The organism is Oleiharenicola lentus (assembly GCF_004118375.1).
Lineage (GTDB): Bacteria > Verrucomicrobiota > Verrucomicrobiia > Opitutales > Opitutaceae > Lacunisphaera > Lacunisphaera lenta.
The window spans coordinates 2,852,207-2,872,015 of record NZ_SDHX01000001.1; the positions used below are offsets into that span (position 1 = coordinate 2,852,207).

Consider the following 19,809-nt stretch of genomic DNA (forward strand, 5'->3'; position numbering starts at 1 on the left):
ATTCGGTGCGCGCGTCAAAGGGGTAAATTGTCCCTGCGCCAACAGGGCCGTTTAGAACTTGAGTTCAAGTGCCGGAAGCAGCTTCATGCTCATGTCATAAGCGGGCGCAATGCCCGCATCCCTACCCCTCCGCCCTACCCCGGGCCGTATCGATTCATTGAACACTCTTATGAACCTACGTCATGTCATCAACCGTCGCTTGCGCGCCCCAGTTTTGCTCGCGCTTGCCGCTGCGGCCACGGCCCTGCCGACCGCCTCCGCGTTCGTTTTCGAATTCGGCGAGTTCAAGGGCAGCTTCGACACCACGCTGTCGGTGGGCGGACTCTACCGCCTCCAGAATCCCGAGCGCGACTACTACAGCATCAGCGCCGGCGGCCTGCAGCGCTCGGGCAACGCCGATGACGGCAACCTGAACTACAAGCGCGGCATGGCCTCCTTCCTCGTGAAGGCCAACCACGACCTCCAGGTTGATCACCGCAACGGCGGCCTGTTCGTCCGCGGCTATTACTTCAACGACTTCGTCAACTCCAACGGCACGCGCGAGCGCACCGCCCTGAGCAAGGAAGCCCAGAAGCTGGTCGCCGAAGGCGCCGAGCTGCTCGACGCCTACCTCTACTTCAAGGCCGACGTCGGCGGCATGCCCGCCACGCTTCGCATCGGCCAGCAGGTGCTGAGCTGGGGCGAAAGCACCTTCATCCCCAACGGCATCAACTCGGTCAACCCGATCGACGTCGCCAAGCTCCGCCTGCCCGGCTCCGAACTCAAGGAAGCGCTCCTGCCGGTCAACATGGTCTCCGGTTCGCTCAGCCTCTCCGACACGGTCACGCTCGAGGCCTTCTACCTGCTCGACTGGAAACGCACCCGCGTTGATCCGCCCGGCACTTATTTCAGCACCAACGACTTTGTCGCCAAGGGCGGCACCAAGGTCTATCTGGGCTTCGGCGCGATCGCCGACAGCGCCGGGCTCGGCGCCGTCACCCGCGGACCCGACGGCGAACCCGACAAGCAGGGCCAGTATGGCGTCAACCTGCGCTGGCTGGCGGAAGATCTCAACAGCACGGAGTTCGGCTTCTTCTTCATGAACTACCACAGCCGGCTGCCCGCGATCTCAGCCCGCACGCCGACTTCGGCGATCAGCCCGGCGCTCGTCCAGTCCACGGCCCTCGGCCTCGGCACGGCCAACCTGGTGCCCGCGATGATCGCGAGCGGGCTGTTCAACAGCACCACCGCCCCGGTCGGCATGCAGACCGTGGTCGGCGCCGCCCTCACCGGCGTGCCCGCCTCGGCCCTCCCCCCCACCCTCCAGCCTTTCTACCCGGCGGCCGCGCAGATCGCCTCCGGCGCGCGCACCATTGGTTTCCTCTCCTCCGCCCAGACGGCCAACTACCTGATTGAGTTCCCCGAGGATATCCGGCTCGTCGGCGCCAGCTTCAACACCAGCATCAAGGGCATCGCCCTCCAAGGCGAGCTGAGCTACCGCTCCAACCAACCCCTGCAGGTGGACGACGTCGAACTGCTGTTCGCCGCGCTCTCCTCCATCAACCCGACCTACGGCACCAACAACCAGCTCGGCAACTTTGCCGGCCAGCTCAACACCCACATCACGGGTTACCGCCGCCACAAGGTCTGGACCGGCCAGCTCACCGCCACCCGCGTCGGCCGCGGCATCCTCGGCGCCGCCCAGTCCACCCTGCTCGGCGAAGTGGGCTTTGTGCGCGCCGACCTGCCGGCCAAGCGCGTCCTGCGCTTCGACGGCCAGGGCACGTTTGTCGGCGGCGAGATCGCTTACATGAACGGCTCCGGCAGCAACACCGCCGGCACCCTGCCGCTCTCCGAACCGTCCAGCGCCTTTGCCGACGAGTTTTCCTGGGGCTACCAGCTGGTCGGCCGACTCGACTACAACAACGTGTTCGCGGGCGTGAACGTCTCCCCGTTGCTCGTCTTCGCCCACGATGTCGGCGGCAACACGCCGCTCCCGCTCGGCAACTTCCTCCACGGCCGCAAGACCATCACCGTTGGCGCCGACTTCACCTACCAGAACGCGTGGGCGGTCGAACTGCGCTACGTGAACTTCGGTGGCGCCGGTCGCTACAATCTGCTCGGCGACCGCGACTACGTCTCTGCCACCCTCAAGTATTCCTTCTAAACCGCGACCTCCCGATCCATGAAAACCCTGTCCTCCGTCCTCTGTTTTCTGACCTCCGTGGCCGCGGTCTGCGCGGCTGACCCCGCCCGCCTCGGGGCCGACCTGACGCCGCTCGGCGGCGAAAAGGCCGGCAATGCCGATGGCTCCATCCCGGCCTGGTCCGGCGGCCTGACCACCGCCCCTGCCGGCTACGCGCCCGGCATGCACCACCCCGATCCCTTCGCCGGGGAGCAGCCGCTCTTCACCATCACCGCGGCCAATGCCGGACAATACGCCGACAAGCTTACCGCCGGCCAGCAGGCGCTCCTCAAGGCCTACCCGACCTACACCATCCCGGTCTACAAGACGCACCGCTCCGCCTCGAATCCGCAGCGCATCTATGATGCCACCCGGCAATACGCCGCGACCGCCGCTCTCACCGACGGCGGCAACGGCATCTCCGGTTGCGTCGTCGGCATTCCGTTCACCCAGCCCGAGAACGGCCTCCAGGTGATCTGGAACCACCTCGTGCGCTACCGCGGCGTCGCCGCCGAGCGCTTCATCGGCCAGGCCGCCCCGCAGCGCGACGGCAGCTACAACCTCGTGCAGTTCGAGGACGAGTTCCTCTTCAACTACTGCCGCGACGACATCCCGCAGGAACAGCTCGCCCGGGAACTCACCGAGCAGAACGTGCTCATCTACTTCAAGCAGGCCGTCACCGCGCCCGCCCGCCTCGCCGGCTCCATTCTCGTCGTCCACGAGACCATGGACCAGGTGAAGGAAAAGCGCCGCGCCTGGATCTACAATGCCGGCCAGCGCCGGGTGCGCCTCGCCCCCTCGGTCGAATATGACAACCCCGGCACCGCCGCCGACGGTATGCGCACCTCCGACCAGTTCGACATGTTCAACGGCGCCCCCGACCGCTACGAGTGGAAGCTCGTCGGCAAAAAGGAAATGTTCGTGCCCTACAACTCCTACAAACTGCACAGCGACAGCGTGAAGGTGGCCGACATCCTGAAGCCGCTCCACATCAATCAGGACCTCACCCGCTACGAGTTGCACCGTGTCTGGGTCGTCGAGGCCACACTCAAGCCCGGCACCAACCACGTCTATTCGCGCCGCACCTTCTACGTGGACGAGGACAGCTGGCAGGTGCTCGCCGTGGACCAATACGACGGCCGCGGCCAGCTCTGGCGCGTCTCCGAAGCGCACTGCATCAACTACTATGACGCGCAGATCTTCTGGAGCACACTCGAGGTGCACACCGACCTCCTCGCCGGCCGCTACCTCGCCATCGGTCTCGATAACGAGAACAAGATGTATGACTACAACCTGAAGCGCACCCCGCAGGACTACACGCCTCAGAAACTCCGCCAGGAAGGCGTGCGCTGAACGGGCATGTTCCGCTTTAGGGTCGGCCCTTGGGCCGACCTCGCCCGCGCAGCAGGCGCCCACAACGATTACTGCTCTTCGATCCGGCCGGACAATTCTCCGGCCGGATTTTTCATTTTATGCACGGTGCTTAGGCTTGCCCCAACGTGATCCCAAAACAGCATCCAACCATGCCTCGCCTGCCTCAGGCTGTAGCGGCGGTCTGTGACCACCGGGAAAATCCGTCGGCGGTCACAGACCGCCGCTACAGGATGGGCCCGCTGTGTATGCTGGCCATCCTCGCCCTCACTTTCGCACTTCCCATTCGCGCCGCTGAATCCTCCGAGCCCGCTCCGCTCGCCGCGAAATCCCTGCTGCTCGACCTCGCCCGTGCGGGCGACCGCCTCGTTGCGGTCGGCGACCGCGGCCATGTGCTGCTCTCCGACGATGAGGGTCGCACCTGGCGACAAGTCATCGTGCCCACGCGCGCCATGCTCACCGGCGTGTCCTTTGGCGATACCCGCCACGGCTGGGCCGTCGGTCACGACGGCGTGATCCTCGCCACCACCGATGCCGGTGAATCTTGGACCCTGCAAAACTCCGGTCTCGATCTGGAGGCCGTGCTGCTCGACGTCCTCTTTCTCGATGCCACGCGCGGCTTCGCCGTCGGGGCCTACGGCAAATGCCTCGCCACCACCGACGCCGGCCGCACCTGGACGGCGCTTGCCGTTTCGGAGGACGAATCGCATTTCAACGCCATCGTCGCCGGCCCCGGCGGTCGGCTCTACCTGCCCGGCGAAGCCGGCACGCTCATGGTCACCCCGGATGGCCGCAAGTGGGAGCGCCTCGAGGTTCCCTACGACGGATCGCTCTACGGCCTGCTGCCGCTCGGTGAGCAGGGTCTGTTGATTTACGGCCTGCGCGGCCGGGTCTTCGCCTCGGCCGATCTCGGCACCGATTGGGCTCCCCGCGATACGCACCCCCCCGTGCTCATCGCCGCCGGGGTGCGCCTGAAATCCGGCGGGGTCGTGCTGGCCGGACTCGGCGGCAATTTCCACGTCAGCCGCGACGACGGCGCGACTTTTCGGCACTGGCAACCGACCGAATACACCGGCGGTGTGAGTGCCCTTTTGGAAACCGCGGACAGCGCCCTGCTCGTCGCCGGTGAAAAAGGCGTCGCCCGCCTCACGCTGCCATGAACCCATCCGACATTGGCCATCCTTCTTTTGTAGCGGCGGTCTATGACCGCCGCTCGTGCGCCCCGTCACTTTCGTCGGCGGTCATAGACCGCCGCTGCACCCCATGATCGCCCTGCCTGTCACTGCGAGGAGCAGCGCGACGAAGCAATCCAGCTGGATCGCCACGCCCGGCCAAACCGGGCTCGCGATGACATCCCCATGATCGCCCGCCTCGAGGAACTCATCTTCCGCCACCGGCTGGTCACGCTGGCGGTCTTTGCTGCCATCACGCTTTTCCTCGGCTGGTTCGCCGCCAAGACCCGCGTGGATGCCAGCTTCGACAAGCAGCTGCCCACCGACCACGAATACATCGAGAACTTCCGCAAGCACCGCACGCAGTTCGGTGGCGCCAACCGCGTGGTCATCGCCCTCGTCGCGAAGCAGGGCAACATCTTCACCCCGGAATTCTTCCAGACCCTCAAGGCGGTCACCGACGAGGCCTACTACCTGCCCGGCGTGGATCGCGCGCAGGTGATGTCCATTTTCACGCCCAACGTCCGCTACATCGAGGTCGTCGAGGAAGGCCTGCAGGGCGGCAACGTCATCCCCGCCGACTTTGCGCCCGACGCGGCCGGCTTTGAAAAGGTGCGGCAGAACATCGTGAAGTCCGGCCGCCTCGGCATGCTGGTGGCCAACGACTACACCGGCGCCGCCGTCATCGCCTCGCTGCAGGAAGTAGACCCGCAGACCGGTCGCGCGCTCGACTACGCCAAGGTCGCCACGGCGCTCGAGGAAAAGATCCGCGGCAGATTCCAGACCGACACCATCAGCGTTCACATCATCGGCTTCGCCAAGGTCATCGGTGACATCACTGACGGCGCCAAAGGCGTTCTCGTGTTCTTCGGCATCGCCCTCGTGATCTCCGCCGTCCTGCTCTATTATTTCTCGCAGTCGGTGATGCTCACGGTGCTGCCCCTGCTCACGTCGTTCTGCGCGGTCGTCTGGCAGTTCGGCATTCTCAACCTCCTCGGCTTCGGCATCGATCCGCTCTCGATTCTCGTGCCGTTCCTGATTTTCGCCATCGCGCTGAGCCACGCCACGCAGATGCTCCGGTCGTTCCGCTACGAGATCAACATGGGCAAGGACGAACCCGCCGCCGCCCGCGCCTCGTTCAGCAATCTCTTCGTGCCGGGCTGCATCGCCATCCTCACCGGCACCGTCGGCTTCAGCACAATCTACCTTGTTCATGTGCCGACCATCCAGGAACTCGCCATCACCGCGAGCCTCGGCGTGTTCCTCATCATCTTCACCGACCGGTTTCTGCTGCCCGTGCTCGTCTCATACACGAAGATGTCCCCGGGCTTCCGCCGGCGGGTGAATTTCCGGCGCTTCGCCTTGCAGCCTTACTGGCGCCGCCTGACCAATTTCACCACCGGGCCCGTCAGCTCGGTCGTCATCATCGTCCTGTCGCTGGCCCTCCTGGTCTTCGGCTGGCTCAAGTCGCATGAGGTCAAGATCGGCGACCTCCACGCCGGTGTGCCCGAGCTGCGGCAAGATTCGCGCTACAACCAGGACACTGCGGTCATCACCCACGAGTTCAGCATTGGCGTGGACGTCATCACCGTGCTGGCCGAGACCGTGCCCAACGGCGTCGTCGATTACGACGTCATGTCTTTGGTGGACCGCTTTGCGTGGCACATGCGCAACATCGAGGGCGTCCAGTCCACCGCCGCGCTCACCGACTACGCCCGCACCATCAACGCCGGTTGGAATGAGGGCGCTCTCAAGTGGCGGGTCATCCCCCGGAACCCCGCCGCGCTCGCGCAATCCGTTTCCCCGGTCGAGACCGCCACCGGTTTTCTCAACAACGACGGCAGCGTGATTCCGGTGATGATCTATCTCCACGACCACAAGGCCGAGACCATCAAGCGGGTCATCGCCGCCGTGAAGGAGTTCCGCGCCGCCCACACGTCCGACCGCGTCAAGTTCGCCCTCGCCACGGGCAACATCGGCGTCATGGCCGCCACCAACGAGGTCGTCGCCGCTGCCCAGACTCCCATGGTGCTTTGGGTCTATGCCGCCGTCATCGTGCTCTGCCTGCTCTCCTTCCGCTCCTGGCGTGGCGCGCTCTGCGTCATCGTCCCGCTTGTCGTCGTCTCCTACCTCGGCTACGCGCTGAAATATTACCTCAACATCGGCCTGAAGACCTCGACCCTGCCGGTCATCGCGCTCGGTGTCGGCATTGGCGTGGACTACGGCATCTACCTCTTCTCGGCCATCCAGGAGCGCCTCGAGCAGGGCGAGACTTTCGAGGACGCCCTCTGCTTCGCCTTCGCCACGATGGGCACCTCGGTGATGTTCACCGGCAGCGCGCTGGCCGTCGGCGTCGGCACCTGGGCCTGGTCCGCGCTGAAGTTCCAGGCCGACATGGGCATTTTGCTCAGCTTCCTCTTTTTCTTCAACATGCTCGGCGCGATGCTGCTCATGCCCGCCCTGGGCCGTTGGCTGTTCTATAGCCACCTCTCGCACCACCTCAGGCCGGCGGACCCGATCCCGCCCGAATATTCGAACCCACCGCAGGCTTAGTAACCGGCCCCGGATAAGGAAGGCACCCAACCCCGATAAAATCGGGCACCTTCCCGTGGCTTTTCAGCCTCTTGGCTTCCCGGGCTGCAAGGACCGGGAAAATGAAAATGGTTCAACGACCGCAGATCACTCCGCCCGCAGCGCCACCACCGGGTCCACCTTCGCCGCGCGCCGCGCGGGCAGCCAGCTCGCCGCTGCCGCAACTCCCAGCAGCAGCGCTGACACGCCCAGAAACACGAGCGGGTCGGTCGGTTTCACGTCGAACAGGAAGCTTTCCAAGAAACGCGTGAAATAGAATGCGCCCATCAGGCCAAGCCCGATGCCCGCACAGGATTTGCCCACCCCTTGCCGGAGGATCAAACCGGCGATCTGCCCGCGCGTCGCGCCGATCGCGCTGCGAATTCCGATCTCCTTCGTGCGTTGCGCGACATCGTAGGCGAGCACACCGTATAGCCCGACGCCGGCCAGCGTCAGCGCCAATCCGGCAAACATCCCCAGCAGGAGCACGAGCCCGCGCCGTGGTGTCAGCAAGCCATCCAGCACGTCCTGCAAGGTCGTCGTCTCGTAGAGCGGAAACCGGGCGTCGATGGCGCGGAGCTTCTCCCTCATCTCGGCCAACACATCGGAGAGCGGACGCGACGTGCGCAAAAGCAGGGTGATGGCCGGTGCCGGCGCGCCGCTGAACGGCCCGTAAGCAAAGGGCAACCCATCGCGCTGCTCCAGTCCCGTGAGCTGGGCGCGCCCGACTACGCCGACAATTCGCAGCCAGGGCGCGCCTTCGGGCGGACCGCCGGCATCAAAGGATATTTCCTGACCCACGGCGCTCCGTCCCGGGAAGTAACGCTCGGCAAAGGCCTCGTCCACGATCACCGCCGTGCCGTCCCGAAGAAAATCCGTCCCGGTGAACGCCCGCCCCTCCAAAATCGGAATCCCCATCGTCGCGAAAAATTCGGGCGACACGAACTGTCCCGTTGCCTGCCGTCCGCCAGCCACCGGGTCGGCGCCGCGCACCACCACTGAAAGCGTGCCGAAGTCCGGCATGACGCCGAAATCCGATACGCTCGCCGCGCTCTCCACGCCGGGAATCTCTTTCATCGCCGCCAACACCCGTTGCTGAGTTGCCACGTTGATGGTGGCGTCCTCATACCCTTTCGGGAATGCGACCCGCCCCTGAACGATCCGCGACGCATCGAAGCCCGGTTTGACCGCGAGCACGTGCGCAAAGCTTCGCAGCAACAGCCCCGCCCCGACGAGCAGCACGATCGAGATCGCCACCTGGGCGATCACCAGCGCCCCACCCAGGCGCCGGACCACTCGCCCGGCCGAAGCCGTGCGCGAGGCGGTCACACTCAGGTCCGACCGCGAGAGCAACGCCCAGGGCAGCACGCCCACGATGACGGCCACGGTCGCCACCCCCGCCAAAACGCATCCCAGGACGCCCAGTTCCAGGGTCACGGGATGGATGGTTTTCTGGATCGCCGCCAGATACTGGTTGAAAATCTGCAGTCCGCCCCACGCCAACCCGACCCCGGCCACGGTGGCCGCAGAAGTCAGCAGCAGGCTCTCCCATAAGATCTGACGCAACAATGCTACCCGTCCGGCCCCCAAAGAATAGCGCACCGCAAATTCCATGCGCTTTGCGCTCACCCGCGCGAGCCAGAGATTCACCACGTTGACGCACCCGATCAGCAGCACGAGCAAAGCCCCTCCCTGGATCATCAGCAGGCGAGACCTCAAACCGGCGGTTTCCTCGTCCCTCACCCGTCCCACGCCGATCCGATAACCTCCCTCATCATGCCACCGGCGCAAGCGGGCATCCGCGCTGCCCTCGTAGAATCGTTGCTCCAGCACCTGAAGCTGAGCCCGCCCTTCCTCGACTGTGACACCCTTTCGCAAACGCCCCAGCACGATGGCCTCGGCCTCATAACGCGACAAGGGGTCGGCTCGCGCGGGAGTTTCCACGAATGGCCTCAGAAAGCGAACCTGCGCATCAAGCGCCTCCACCTGGCGCGGCGCCACCCCGATCACTACGAACGGCTGGTCGGCTACGAGGATTTCCCGCCCGAGAATCGTGGGATCCTTGTGGTAGCGCGATTCCCAGAAACTCTGCGTCAACACGAGCACGCGGTCTTGCCCCGGAACCTGCTCTTTGGAGCTGAAAAAGCGGCCGAGCAATGGCTTGACCTGCAGAAGCCCGAAGAAATCCGCCGTGACTTGCGCGCCCCAGACCCGCTCCGGCGTGCTTCCGTCGCCGATCGTATGGTTCTGCCCCGACCAGAGGGCGAAGCTTTCAAAGCGATCCGCGTTCGCGCGAAAGTCCCGATACTGGGCTAGCGTGGACTGGTATTTCGCGCCGCCGCTTTTTTCCGCCACGTTGGTGATCCGAACGAGCTGCCCCTCGTCGCGAAAAGGCAGCGGCTTGAGCACGAGCGAATACAGCACCGAGAGAATCGCTGTGTTAGGCCCGATGCACAGCACCAGCGTCCCGATGACCGCGAGGCTGAATCCCCGCGCCCGGGACAGCGCCCGGAACGCAAACCCCCATTCACGCCACCCCTGCTCCAGCCACACCCAGCCCCGCCCTTCCCGCGCCTGCTCCTGCACACTCGCCACGTTGCCAAACAACCGCAGCGCCGCGTAGCGCGCCTCTTCTGGACTCATGCCCGCCGCGCGATTGCGCTCCGTCTGCAGCTCCACATGCAGCCGCATTTCCTCCGCCATCTCGGCGTCGAGTTCCCTCCGACGGAAGAGATTCAGAAATTTACGGGGCAATTTCATTTCTTGTTACTTGATCCTTGTTACCTGTTACTTCGCTCCTCACTCCACGCGCAGCGCGACCATCGGGTCCACCTTCGCCGCCCGGCGCGCCGGGAGCCAGGCCGCTGCGAGAGCGACGGCGAGGAGCAACAAGGCCATGCCGCCAAAGACCAGCGGATCCGCGGGACTCACTTGGTAAAGCAACGAGGCCAGCAGGCGCGTCAATCCGGCTGCGCCCAGCGCGCCGAGGATCAGGCCGAGGACAACGAGCTTCAGTCCCTGGCCGAGCACCTGTCGGAGCACCCTGCGCGGGGACGCCCCGAGGGCGAGCCGGATGCCAATCTCGCGGGTGCGTTGGGTGACGGTGTAGGCGATCACTCCGTAGAGGCCGATCGCGGCCAGTAGCAACGCGGTCCCGGCGAAAGCGGCCAGCAGCAGGAAGGTCAGCCGCCCCCGCGCCACTGAGCCCTCGACGACATCTTCCAGCGTGCGCACCGCGGCGATCGGCAGCGCGGGGTCGAGGTCGCGCAACACCTCGCGAATTGCCGCCACGAGGGAGGCGTTGCCCGACGTGGAGCGCACGACCAGGTGTCCGAGGCGCGGAGCGTCCGCCGCGGAAATGGGCCGGAAAACCACCGGGCGCGCCGGCCGCGTGATGCCACGAGTGCGCAAATCGCCCACGATGCCCACGATTTCCCAGGTCTGGTTGTCGAGTGCGACCTGGCGACCGAGGGGATCCTCGCCGACAAAGTGTTCCCGCTCCATGGCGGCGCCGATCAGCGCCGCATTCGTGTCGCCCCGGGCAAAGGTCCGGCCGCGACGCAGCGGCACGCCCAGGGCTTCCAGGAAGCCCGGAGTGCAGTTGATGTAGTCCGCGGCATAGCCGGGTTCGGCCTGCGGCGAGCGACCGGGGATGCGGAAAAACTGATCGGGCGTTTCGCCCTGGAGTGACAACGCGTTCCCAACGCCGGCGGCCTCGACGCCCGGCAGCGCCGCGACCCGCTCCAGCAACCGGGCATAGAAGTCGGCGCGCTGGGCGTTGTTCCGGTATTTCTGCTCCGGCAGGGACAGTTGCATCGTCACCCCTTGGTGGGGATCGAACCCCGGTGACTCCCTCATCACGCGGTAAAAGCTGATCAGCGTCAGGCCGGCTCCGACCAGCAGGATGAACGCGAGGGCCACTTCGCCCACGATCAGCAGGTGACGCGTGCGGTCCCCCGTGCCCGTCGAGCCCCGGGGCGCCCCCTGCAAGGCGTCGCGCAACTGCGGCCGGGCGGCGTGCCAGGCCGGCACCAGTCCGAAGCCCAAACCGGTGAGCATCGCGGCGCCCAAGGCGAACCCCAAGACCACCGGGTCGACGACGATTTCGTGGGCCCGGGGAGCATTCAGGGCGATCACCGTCCGGCGAAGCGCATCCACGCCCCAGACGGCAACCAGCAATCCGAGCACCGCACCCGCCAGCGCCAGCAGCAGGCTCTCGGACAGCAATTGTCGCACGATCCGTCCGCGACTGGCGCCGAGAGCGGCGCGGACCGCCATCTCCTTGCCGCGAGTTGCCGCCTTGGCGAGAAGCAGATTCGCGATGTTGGCACACCCGATCAGCAGGACGCAGCCGACCGCGGCCAGCAGGACCAGGAAGGCCGGCTTGAGCTCACTGGCGAGATGCTCCTGCAGCGGCACGAGGTCGGTGCCCCACGACTTTTTCCATGCGGGATACAGGGCATCGGTCCGTTGCCGGATGGCGGCAAGTTCAGCCCGGCCCTGCTCGAGGCTGACGCCCGGTTTCAGGCGGCCGATGACCTGAAGGAAGTGTCCGGCGCGCTGTTCGCGCCATTGTTTGGGGAAGACAAACGGGATCACAAATTCTTGCGTGGACTGCGCCAGGAAGCCGGGAGGAAGGATGCCAACCACGGTGTGGCTCTCGCCATTGAACTGCACCGATTGCCCGATGATGGCGGGATCTCCGCCAAATCGGCGCTGCCAGAGTGAATGGGCCAGCACGACGACCTTCGGCGCGCCGGCCTGGTCCTCGTCCGCCGCGAGCAATCGCCCCAACACCGGTCGCGCCCGCAGCAGGTGGAGGGCGTTCGCCGTCATCCGCACGCCATTGACGCGTTCCGGTTCGCCCGTGCCTGTGAGGTTGAGCGCGACGTTCGTATACGCCGCAAAACCCTCGAAAAGCGTGCCTTGTTCGCGCCAGTCGAGCATGGCGCCGGGAGAAGCGGGGTTATGCCCGCCGGGCCCCCAGGTCTCGAAAACCTGCACCAACTGCGCGGGCTCCGCATACGGCAGCGGCTTCAACAGCACGCCGTTGACCACGCTGAAGATGGCCGTGGTGGCCCCGATGCCGAGGGCCAAAGTCGCGATCGCAGTGGCGGTAAATCCGGGATTCCGCCGCAATTGTCGCGCCCCGAAGCGGAAATCCTGGCCCATCTGCTCCATCCAGATGAAACCGCGTTGCTCCCGGGCTTGCTCCTGCACGCTGGCCACGTTGCCGAACTGCCGCAGCGCCGTGAATCGTGCGTCCTCGGCCGACATGCCGGCCGCCCTGTTGCGCTCCGTCTGCAGTTCGAGATGCAGGCGCATCTCATCGTTCATCTCGGAATCAAGCTGGTCCTTCCGAAACAGGGCGCGGAGACGGCGGATAAATATCATGGGAAACTAATCAGACGATTTTGAACCACGAAGGCACTAAGTTCGAATCAGGGGTTTCCTTGGTGCCTCTGTGTCTTGGTGGTGAAAATTCCGAAGCCTCAGGCGTTCCCGAGCACGTGGTTGATCGCGAGAGAGAGCTTTGCCCAGCTTTGCTCCTCGGTCGCGAGCTGCTTCCGACCCGAGGTCGTCAGCGTGTAGAACTTGGCCTTCCGGTTGTTCTCCGAGACGCCCCACTCCGACTTGATCCAGCCCTGGTCCTCCAGCCGGTAGAGCGCCGGATAGAGGGAGCCCTGCTCCACCGTCAGCATCTCCTTCGACATTTGCTGGATCCGGAGCGAGATGCCGAAGCCGTGCATCGGTTCGTTCTGGAGCGATTTGAGGATGAGCAGGTCGAGGGTGCCCTGCAGGAGGTCGGCTTTGTTTTGCGGCATGGTCTTTCCTAGATTTTCTAGGAGAGAGCCCGTCCTCCCCTAGATTGTCAAGGGGAGAGATGGAGAATCGTGAATTGCCGGAGCAATCGCACTACCGGTGGAGTCCGCGCTCCGCGCGGGCTGGTTCGGAAAACCTGCGCGGAGCGATGGTTCCACCTCTTAGTGACTTGGAGGCCGAATCACTTCTCCGCCTTCTTCTCGACCGGCTTCTCCTCGACCCCGATCACCTTGAGGTCACCGAGGATCACCTCGCCGCCGGGCAGGTCGCGCACCTTGATGCGCTCGAGACCGTCGAGGTTGCGGCCGTAAACCTCCGCGCCGGCGACCGCGAGCGCCGGCAGCGCCTCGGTGAAATTGTTGCCCGGGGTGCGGATGCTCAGCCGCGTAACCCAGAGCAGCTTCGGCTTCTTCTCGCGCTTCATGAACTGGAAGTCGTAGGCCATCAGGACGACGAAGTACCGCTCCTCCGACAATTCCATGCGCATGGTCTGCTCGGCGACACTGGCCATCATGTTCTTCTCCTCCTTCAGCAGGCTGCGCTTGTAGCCGAGCAGACGCGCGTTGCGCTCGATGGCTCCCTCCACCCCGTCCGCCGCCAGGGCATTGTCGTTGATCGCCTGCTTCAATTCGGTCGTATCCACCTGCCCACCGCTCTCCATCTGGGACTGCGCATTGGCCATCGCGCTGTTGAGCGCCGCGAGGTTTTGATCCCGCTGAGGGTCCTCATAGATCTGCGTCGTGCCCCAATACACGCGGATAAGCGCTTGGGCGGCGGAAACATCGCGGGTGGGAAAGTAATTCTGCCGCGCCAGGTTGACGGCCAAGGTGCGGGTGATCTCCTCGTAGGTCATCCGTTCCTCGCTCCGGTCCCGCGTGCCCCCCTCGAGGTGAATGCCCTCCATGAAGACGTAGGTCTCGGGCACCGGCTTGCCCTTCTCGTCGAGCGGCCGGACATAGCCCGGAGCCGCGGTGGAGCAGATGGCGATGGCGTCATTCTTGCCGGCGAGCAGCGAGCCGGCTGGGAGCAGCAGACCGAGCAGGACGGAAACAAGCCGGCGATAGCAGACCGGAGCGGACAGAAGGAGAAAGGCGTTCATGGGGAAACAAAGCGTATCGTGGGGAGGTTAATGCCTAATTAGACACCGGGCGATCGGAATACTTCCATGACCGGCCAAAGGACCGTTTGTTTTGCTTAAGACACAGGATGACCGGTCGCGCGGGAAGCCGGAATCCTGCGCATCGGTTGCGCTGCATGCTTGCCTGCGCGGAGCCCGGCCGTTTCCCTCCCGCCATGGCCGAAGCTGACACCTCGCTGCTCTCCCCTGCCCAACGCAAGCTGGTGGGCTTCGCCCTCGCCTTCGGCGCCGTGGTGGCGATTTTCGGGCTGTTGGGCCTGGTCATCGTCATGCTGGGCCGGTTCCTCGGGGAGTTTTCGGGCGTCATCTGGCCCATCGCCACCGCCGGCATCCTCGCCCTGATCCTCCGTCCGGTGGTGACCCTGTTTCAGCTCCGCCTGAAGCTCCGGCGCCTGAGTGCGGTCATCTTGCTGTATGCCCTCTTTGTGCTCGCCGTTTGCGGCGTGCTGCTGGCCTTCGCCCCGGCGGTGATCTCACAGGTCGTGGACTTCATCGCCTACCTGCCGGTGCTCTGGCAGAATACGCTGAAATGGGGTGAACAGCATTTCCCCGAGTGGCTGCAGATCGCCCGCCGTTACCTGGAAAACCCGGCCATCAAGGGCATGCTCGACACCCTCACCCAGCAGGCGCAGGACCTCTTCGCGCAGTTCGCCCCGTCGCTCAAGCAGGCGGGCGCGGGCATCTTCGGCTTCTTCGGCCTGGTGGCTTCGCTCGCCATCATCCCCGTCTATCTCTTCTTTTTCCTGCTGTCGGGGACCAACGACCCGGTCAAGCAGCTGCCCGAGCACCTGACCTTCCTCAAACCGGCCCAGCGCGAGGACGTGCTGTTCCTGATCCGGGAGTTCCTCGGCATCATCGTGGCTTTCTTCCGCGGCCAGATCCTGATCGGGCTGATCATGGGCGTGTTGCTGGCCATCGGGTTCTCCTTCGGCGGCCTGCGCTTCGGCCTCGCGCTGGGTCTGCTTGTCGGCCTCCTCAACATCGTGCCCTACCTCGGGTCCATCCTCGGCCTCAGCGTGGTGATTCCGCTCGCGCTCCTGCAACAGGACGGCGGTCTCGGTTTGGTGGCGGTCTGCCTCGGTGTCTTCGTTGCCGTGCAGCTCCTCGAGGGCTGGCTGCTGACGCCCCGCATCATGGGCCAGCAGACCGGCCTGCATCCGGTGGCCATCATCTTCGCCGTATTCTTCTGGGGTCACGCCTTCGGCGGCGTGCTCGGCATGCTGCTGGCCGTGCCGCTCACCGCGTTCTTCGTGACCGCCTGGCGCCTGGCCCGGAAGAAGTATTTCGCCGACTGAGCGAACTCCCGGGCCGGTTGCCTGTCGGAGACCAAGCACACCCCGTCCCATGAAACGCCTGTTCCTCCCCGTTTGCTGCGCGGCCGTGGCCGCTTCCGCCGCCGAGTTGAAACACCCCGCCGAGATCGCCCGCGCGTGGGACCGGACCGTCGAGGAGGCGAAACAGCCCGTCGTCTCCTCCACCCTTTCCGGCCAGACGATCAACCCCCCGAAGCTCGCCGAGGCTCCGCCTGTTTTCTTCAGCACCACCCAGCCCCCGGCCCTTTCTCCGGCCCAGCCGGGCCCCCGTTACGATGCACCCGGCCTCCCGCGCCAGCGCAAGCTGCCCCATGACCGTCCGGCCGGCGCGAAGCCGTGGGAATACCGCGGCGAAACCTACTGGCTGATCCCGCTGGCACCGGGCATCGAGCGCTAAAGCGGTTTCAAAGGAGGTCGCCGCGCTTGAGTTCCGCGAACGCGGAACGAAAGCGTGGTCAGGGCGCGTGACTCCTGACGCACCGCTGTCAGGAGTCACGCGACCCGACTTTGACTTCGCCGTCCTCCGCGCGCTTGCTGGAGTCATGCCTTGGGACGTGCGCCAACAGAACGGACTCCACCTGCCGCAGATCGGCTGGTGGCTCGACGCGCAGAAGGCCCAGCACCGCTCCTTCATCTCCCACGCCCACTCCGACCACATCGGCGCCCACCGTGAGATCGTGGCCACGTGCGCGACCGCCAGCCTCATGCGGCTGCGCCTGTCCGGCAAACGCCAGGAAACCATCCTCGACTACGGCCAGCCGTGGGTGGCGGACTTCGGCTGTGAATTCCGCCTTCACCCGGCCGGCCACATCTTCGGCTCCGCGATGCTCGAAGCACGCAGCGAGCACGGCACGTTGCTCTACACGGGGGATTTCAAGCTCCGCCCCAGTCTCGCCGCCGAGCCCTGCCAGCCCGTGGTCGCCGACGTGGTGATCATGGAGACCACCTTCGGGCTGCCGAAATATGACTTCCCACCCGACGCGCAGATCGAGGCCGACATCGTCGCCTTCTGCCGGCAGGCACTCGAGGACAATGTCGCCCCCGTGCTCTACGCCTATGGCCTCGGCAAGACGCAGGAGCTGCTGCAGATCGTCGGCCGGGCCGGGTTGCCCGTGATGATCCACCCGCACGGTTATCGCATGACGCAGCGCTACACCGAGCTTGGCATGAAGCTCCCCCGCTACGCCCAGCTCGACCCCCACCACTACGCCGGGTACGTCATCATCGCCCCGCCCATGACCGGCGCCACTGAGCCCATGACGTGGATCAACCCCAAGCGCACCGCCATCGCCTCCGGCTGGGCCCTCGACAGCAGCGCGAAATACCAGTTCGGCTGCGATGCGGCCTTCCCGCTCTCCGACCACGCCGACTACCCCGATCTGCTGGCCTTCGTCGAGCGCGTGCAGCCGAAGGTCGTCTATACCGTGCACGGCTTCGCCAAGGAGTTCGCCGCCACCCTGCGCGCGCGCGGTATCGAAGCCTGGGCGCTCGGCCAGCAAAACCAGCTGGACCTCGGCCTCGTGTGACCAGAGGCCCCTAGCTTTTAGGTTTTTGTCATCGCGAGGCCCGCATCGCGGGCCGTGGCGATCCAGCTGGATTGCTTCGTCTCCCGCGGACGCGGGATCCTCGCCATGCCAGTCTGAAGCTAGAGCAGTTTAAATTGTGGTGTAGCCGCTATGTAGCGCAGCGACAAAGAGGTCTTCCCCCTGACCACGCATTCGCCTGTAGCTTACAGCGCGGCTACAACTCTTATAAGTGTGCCATAAGGGGTGTCTGATGGCGTGGAGCCGGCGCCCCCCCGGCCCTGTCCAAACGGGCGCGCCCAAGGCGCGCCCCTACAAATCCCCTTCCCTTCTTCGTTCCGTGTTTTCCGTGTATTCCGTGGGCAACATTCAGCCCTCGCCCTTCAGAATCGCTCCGAAGCCCGTCCGAAAGTCGGAATGCAGCGGCCTCCAGCCAAGCACCTGCTGAATCTTCGCACTGGAAATGATCCGGTCCGGCATCGGCGCACCGCCTCGGCGGGCGGTCGTCGTGCCGTCGAAGGCCGGGACCGGACGCCCGAGCTGCGTGCACAACCACGCGACCACTTCCGCGCGCGTCGCAGGTGCGGTGTCGGCCACGTTGAAAATCTCCGTGCCCACGCTCTCCGGCGCGCTCAGGCACGCGATGATCGCGGCCACGATGTCGTCGCGGTGCGCGAGGTTGAGGCGATGCTCGCCCGAGCCGTTGAGGGTCTCCGTGCCCGTGCGCAGCTGGTCGAGCAGATGATGCCGCCCCGGACCATAGATGCCCGCCAGCCGCAAAATGAAATGCCGCTGTATCGCCGTGGTTGGTGCCGTCTTCAGCAACACCTCGGATTCGCTGATGGTGCGGCCGTTCGGCGTCGCGCCCGGTGCCCAGGCGGTTTCGTCCACGACCGCGCCGTCGCCCTGCGGATAGACCGACGTGCTGCTCGTATAGACCATCGTGCCAACGGGCCCGTTCTTCGTCGCCCAGCTCACGATGGACTGCATGCCCACGACATAGGACTGCCAATACTGGTCCGGTCCGCCCGAACTCACGCAGTTCACGACAAAATCCGGCGCCGGGGCGATCTGCGCGTGCCACTGAAGCGAACCCAGCTCGGCGACCACGACCTGCGACAACCCCGTGGCCCGTAGCGCCGCGGCTTTCTCTGGGTTCCGCGTCAACGCCTCCACCCGCGCCCCCGCCGCCAACGCCGCCTTGGCCACAGCCGAGCCGACGTAACCGCAGCCGAGGATCACGAGACGTTTGCCTGCCATGGAAATCATGGCGGGAAGTAACAAGGTGGAAGTAACAAGTATCAAGAAGAGATGCCCGATCTGCGCTGATGTCCGCGGCCAGCCTGTTTCCGTTCCTGATACTGGTCACCTGATCCCAGTTACTTCTCCTCCCTCCTCTTGCTACTTGTTACCTGATACTTGATACTTCTCCCTATGCCCACCGTGCTTGTCCCGCTTGCGGAAGGTTTCGAGGAAATCGAGGCCTTTGCTCCCGTTGACCTTCTGCGCCGCGCCGGCGTCGAGGTCACCACCGCCGCTCTCGCCGAGGGCATCCACGTCACCGGACGCAGCGGCATCACCGCCCACGCCGACACCACGCTGGCCGCCGTCCTCGGCCGCGACTTCGACCTGGTCTTCCTGCCCGGCGGCACGGGCGTGAAGCACCTGCGCGCCGACCCGCGCGTGCGCGACCTCGTGCTGAAACAACACGCCGCCGGCCGCTGGCTCGCCGCCATCTGCGCCGCGCCCGCCGTGCTGCACGACTGCGGCCTGCTGGCCGGACGCCGCTACACCGCCCATTTCTCCGTGGCCACCGAACTCCCCGCCATCCTCGCCCACGAGAAGGTCATCACCGACGGCAAAATCACGACCTCCCGCGGCGCCGGCACAGCCGTGGATTTCGGCCTGCATCTGGTGGCATTGCTTACTAGCCCCGAGAAAGCTGCCGATATAAGCAAAGCCATTTGCTTCTAAGGCTTTGCGTTAAAACGGCATTGCTACCCCCGAGGGGTTGCTGTTGGCTGCGCACGGCCCGCAAAGGCCTCCGTTTGGACCTACCCCGCCAACGCGCACCCCGGGTCACCTTCTGCCCTAGGAAGTGATGCGGCGAAGCTGTCCCGAAGCTACCTAATGCATCCGAAAAAGATTTTCTCGGCTGACTCAACAAGCCCTCGCCCACCCTACCCTCGGACCAGAGTTGATTTTCGGTTACATTCTCTCGCTCAAACATACCCACATTTGATTGAGCCACCGACAGTGCCATAAATAACCTTGGCCGAAAATGCCCCTCTTTCGCGCACTACGTGAGGCTGAAATCAAAGCCGGAAATATCCTCCTTCCGAAGAGCCAAGCGCCGTTTTTAGCACATCCCCGTCTACCGCTCGTCCTCCCGTTCACGCTGGGCGAGCTGGAAGAACACGCTGTTCGAGAGCATCAATGGAATAGCAAATATCCAACCCGCGGGATATCATGCACCAGCGAGTGGTCAGTTGCGCAGCGATACGCCAGCACATCGAAAGTAATTGTCACGATTAGCGAAGAGTTGTGCGAGGCTCACGGCATTCGTCGTTACCGAGTTCGCGATCACGTTCCGTTGCAGCTTATCGAGCACCCTGAAGATGAAGAGATCATCTTGGTTTCTGGCGTCGACGGTCCACTCCCGGCTGACATCATCACCGCCGTCGCACGCGTATGAAAAAAGAAGCCAACGAAGGCCAGAGCCAACGCTAGAATC

At 64.9% G+C, this 19,809-nt stretch carries 14 protein-coding genes; 9 read left to right on the forward strand and 5 right to left on the reverse strand.

Annotated elements, in window-relative coordinates; genetic code table 11:
• Positions 1 to 169 precede the first annotated feature (169 nt).
• From ESB00_RS11705 to ESB00_RS11720, 4 genes are all read left to right on the forward strand, one after another.
• The gene (locus ESB00_RS11705) at positions 170 to 2,146 is read left to right on the forward strand and encodes a DUF1302 domain-containing protein (protein ID WP_164976175.1); all 1,977 of its coding nucleotides are present in this window, start codon (positions 170 to 172) and stop codon (positions 2,144 to 2,146) included.
• 18 nt (positions 2,147 to 2,164) lie between these two features.
• Positions 2,165 to 3,517 carry a DUF1329 domain-containing protein gene (locus ESB00_RS11710; RefSeq protein ID WP_129047866.1) on the forward strand — a complete coding sequence of 451 codons (1,353 nt, stop codon included), beginning with the start codon at positions 2,165 to 2,167 and terminating at the stop codon, positions 3,515 to 3,517.
• A 170-nt stretch (positions 3,518 to 3,687) separates the two neighbouring features.
• The gene (locus tag ESB00_RS11715) at positions 3,688 to 4,695 is read left to right on the forward strand and encodes a WD40/YVTN/BNR-like repeat-containing protein (RefSeq protein ID WP_129047867.1); all 1,008 of its coding nucleotides are present in this window, start codon (positions 3,688 to 3,690) and stop codon (positions 4,693 to 4,695) included.
• A 198-nt stretch (positions 4,696 to 4,893) separates the two neighbouring features.
• The gene (locus tag ESB00_RS11720; protein ID WP_129047868.1) at positions 4,894 to 7,260 is read left to right on the forward strand and encodes an efflux RND transporter permease subunit; all 2,367 of its coding nucleotides are present in this window, start codon (positions 4,894 to 4,896) and stop codon (positions 7,258 to 7,260) included.
• 126 nt (positions 7,261 to 7,386) lie between these two features.
• On the opposite strand, the gene ESB00_RS11725 is transcribed toward ESB00_RS11720, so the two are convergent.
• From ESB00_RS11725 to ESB00_RS11740, 4 genes are all read right to left on the reverse strand, one after another.
• Positions 7,387 to 10,038 carry an ABC transporter permease gene (locus ESB00_RS11725; RefSeq protein ID WP_129047869.1) on the reverse strand — a complete coding sequence of 884 codons (2,652 nt, stop codon included), beginning with the start codon at positions 10,036 to 10,038 and terminating at the stop codon, positions 7,387 to 7,389.
• 39 nt (positions 10,039 to 10,077) lie between these two features.
• The gene (locus ESB00_RS11730) at positions 10,078 to 12,672 is read right to left on the reverse strand and encodes an ABC transporter permease (protein WP_129047870.1); all 2,595 of its coding nucleotides are present in this window, start codon (positions 12,670 to 12,672) and stop codon (positions 10,078 to 10,080) included.
• Between the two features lie 98 nt (positions 12,673 to 12,770).
• On the reverse strand, positions 12,771 to 13,103 hold the full coding sequence (locus tag ESB00_RS11735) for a PadR family transcriptional regulator (RefSeq protein WP_129047871.1): 333 nt from the start codon (positions 13,101 to 13,103) through the stop codon (positions 12,771 to 12,773).
• Positions 13,104 to 13,282: 179 nt separating this feature from the next.
• Positions 13,283 to 14,200 (reverse strand): hypothetical protein, encoded by a 918-nt coding sequence (locus tag ESB00_RS11740; protein WP_129047872.1) that lies wholly within the window; start codon positions 14,198 to 14,200, stop codon positions 13,283 to 13,285.
• 194 nt (positions 14,201 to 14,394) lie between these two features.
• Between ESB00_RS11740 and ESB00_RS11745 the strand changes: the two genes are divergently transcribed.
• The 3 genes from ESB00_RS11745 (at position 14,395) to ESB00_RS11755 (ending at position 17,078) form a co-directional block, all read left to right on the forward strand.
• On the forward strand, positions 14,395 to 15,534 hold the full coding sequence (locus ESB00_RS11745) for an AI-2E family transporter (RefSeq protein ID WP_129047873.1): 1,140 nt from the start codon (positions 14,395 to 14,397) through the stop codon (positions 15,532 to 15,534).
• Positions 15,535 to 15,583: 49 nt separating this feature from the next.
• Positions 15,584 to 15,949, forward strand: a complete 366-nt coding sequence (locus tag ESB00_RS11750; RefSeq protein WP_129047874.1) for a hypothetical protein — start codon at positions 15,584 to 15,586, stop codon at positions 15,947 to 15,949.
• Between the two features lie 157 nt (positions 15,950 to 16,106).
• On the forward strand, positions 16,107 to 17,078 hold the full coding sequence (locus ESB00_RS11755; protein ID WP_164976176.1) for an MBL fold metallo-hydrolase RNA specificity domain-containing protein: 972 nt from the start codon (positions 16,107 to 16,109) through the stop codon (positions 17,076 to 17,078).
• A gap of 366 nt (positions 17,079 to 17,444) precedes the next feature.
• On the opposite strand, the gene ESB00_RS11760 is transcribed toward ESB00_RS11755, so the two are convergent.
• Positions 17,445 to 18,335 (reverse strand): NAD-dependent epimerase/dehydratase family protein, encoded by an 891-nt coding sequence (locus ESB00_RS11760; RefSeq protein WP_164976177.1) that lies wholly within the window; start codon positions 18,333 to 18,335, stop codon positions 17,445 to 17,447.
• Positions 18,336 to 18,509: 174 nt separating this feature from the next.
• On the opposite strand from ESB00_RS11760, the gene ESB00_RS11765 reads away from it, so the two are divergent.
• Positions 18,510 to 19,049, forward strand: a complete 540-nt coding sequence (locus tag ESB00_RS11765) for a DJ-1 family glyoxalase III (protein ID WP_129047877.1) — start codon at positions 18,510 to 18,512, stop codon at positions 19,047 to 19,049.
• 307 nt (positions 19,050 to 19,356) lie between these two features.
• Positions 19,357 to 19,770 carry a hypothetical protein gene (locus tag ESB00_RS11770; RefSeq protein WP_129047878.1) on the forward strand — a complete coding sequence of 138 codons (414 nt, stop codon included), beginning with the start codon at positions 19,357 to 19,359 and terminating at the stop codon, positions 19,768 to 19,770.
• Positions 19,771 to 19,809: the final 39 nt, after the last annotated feature.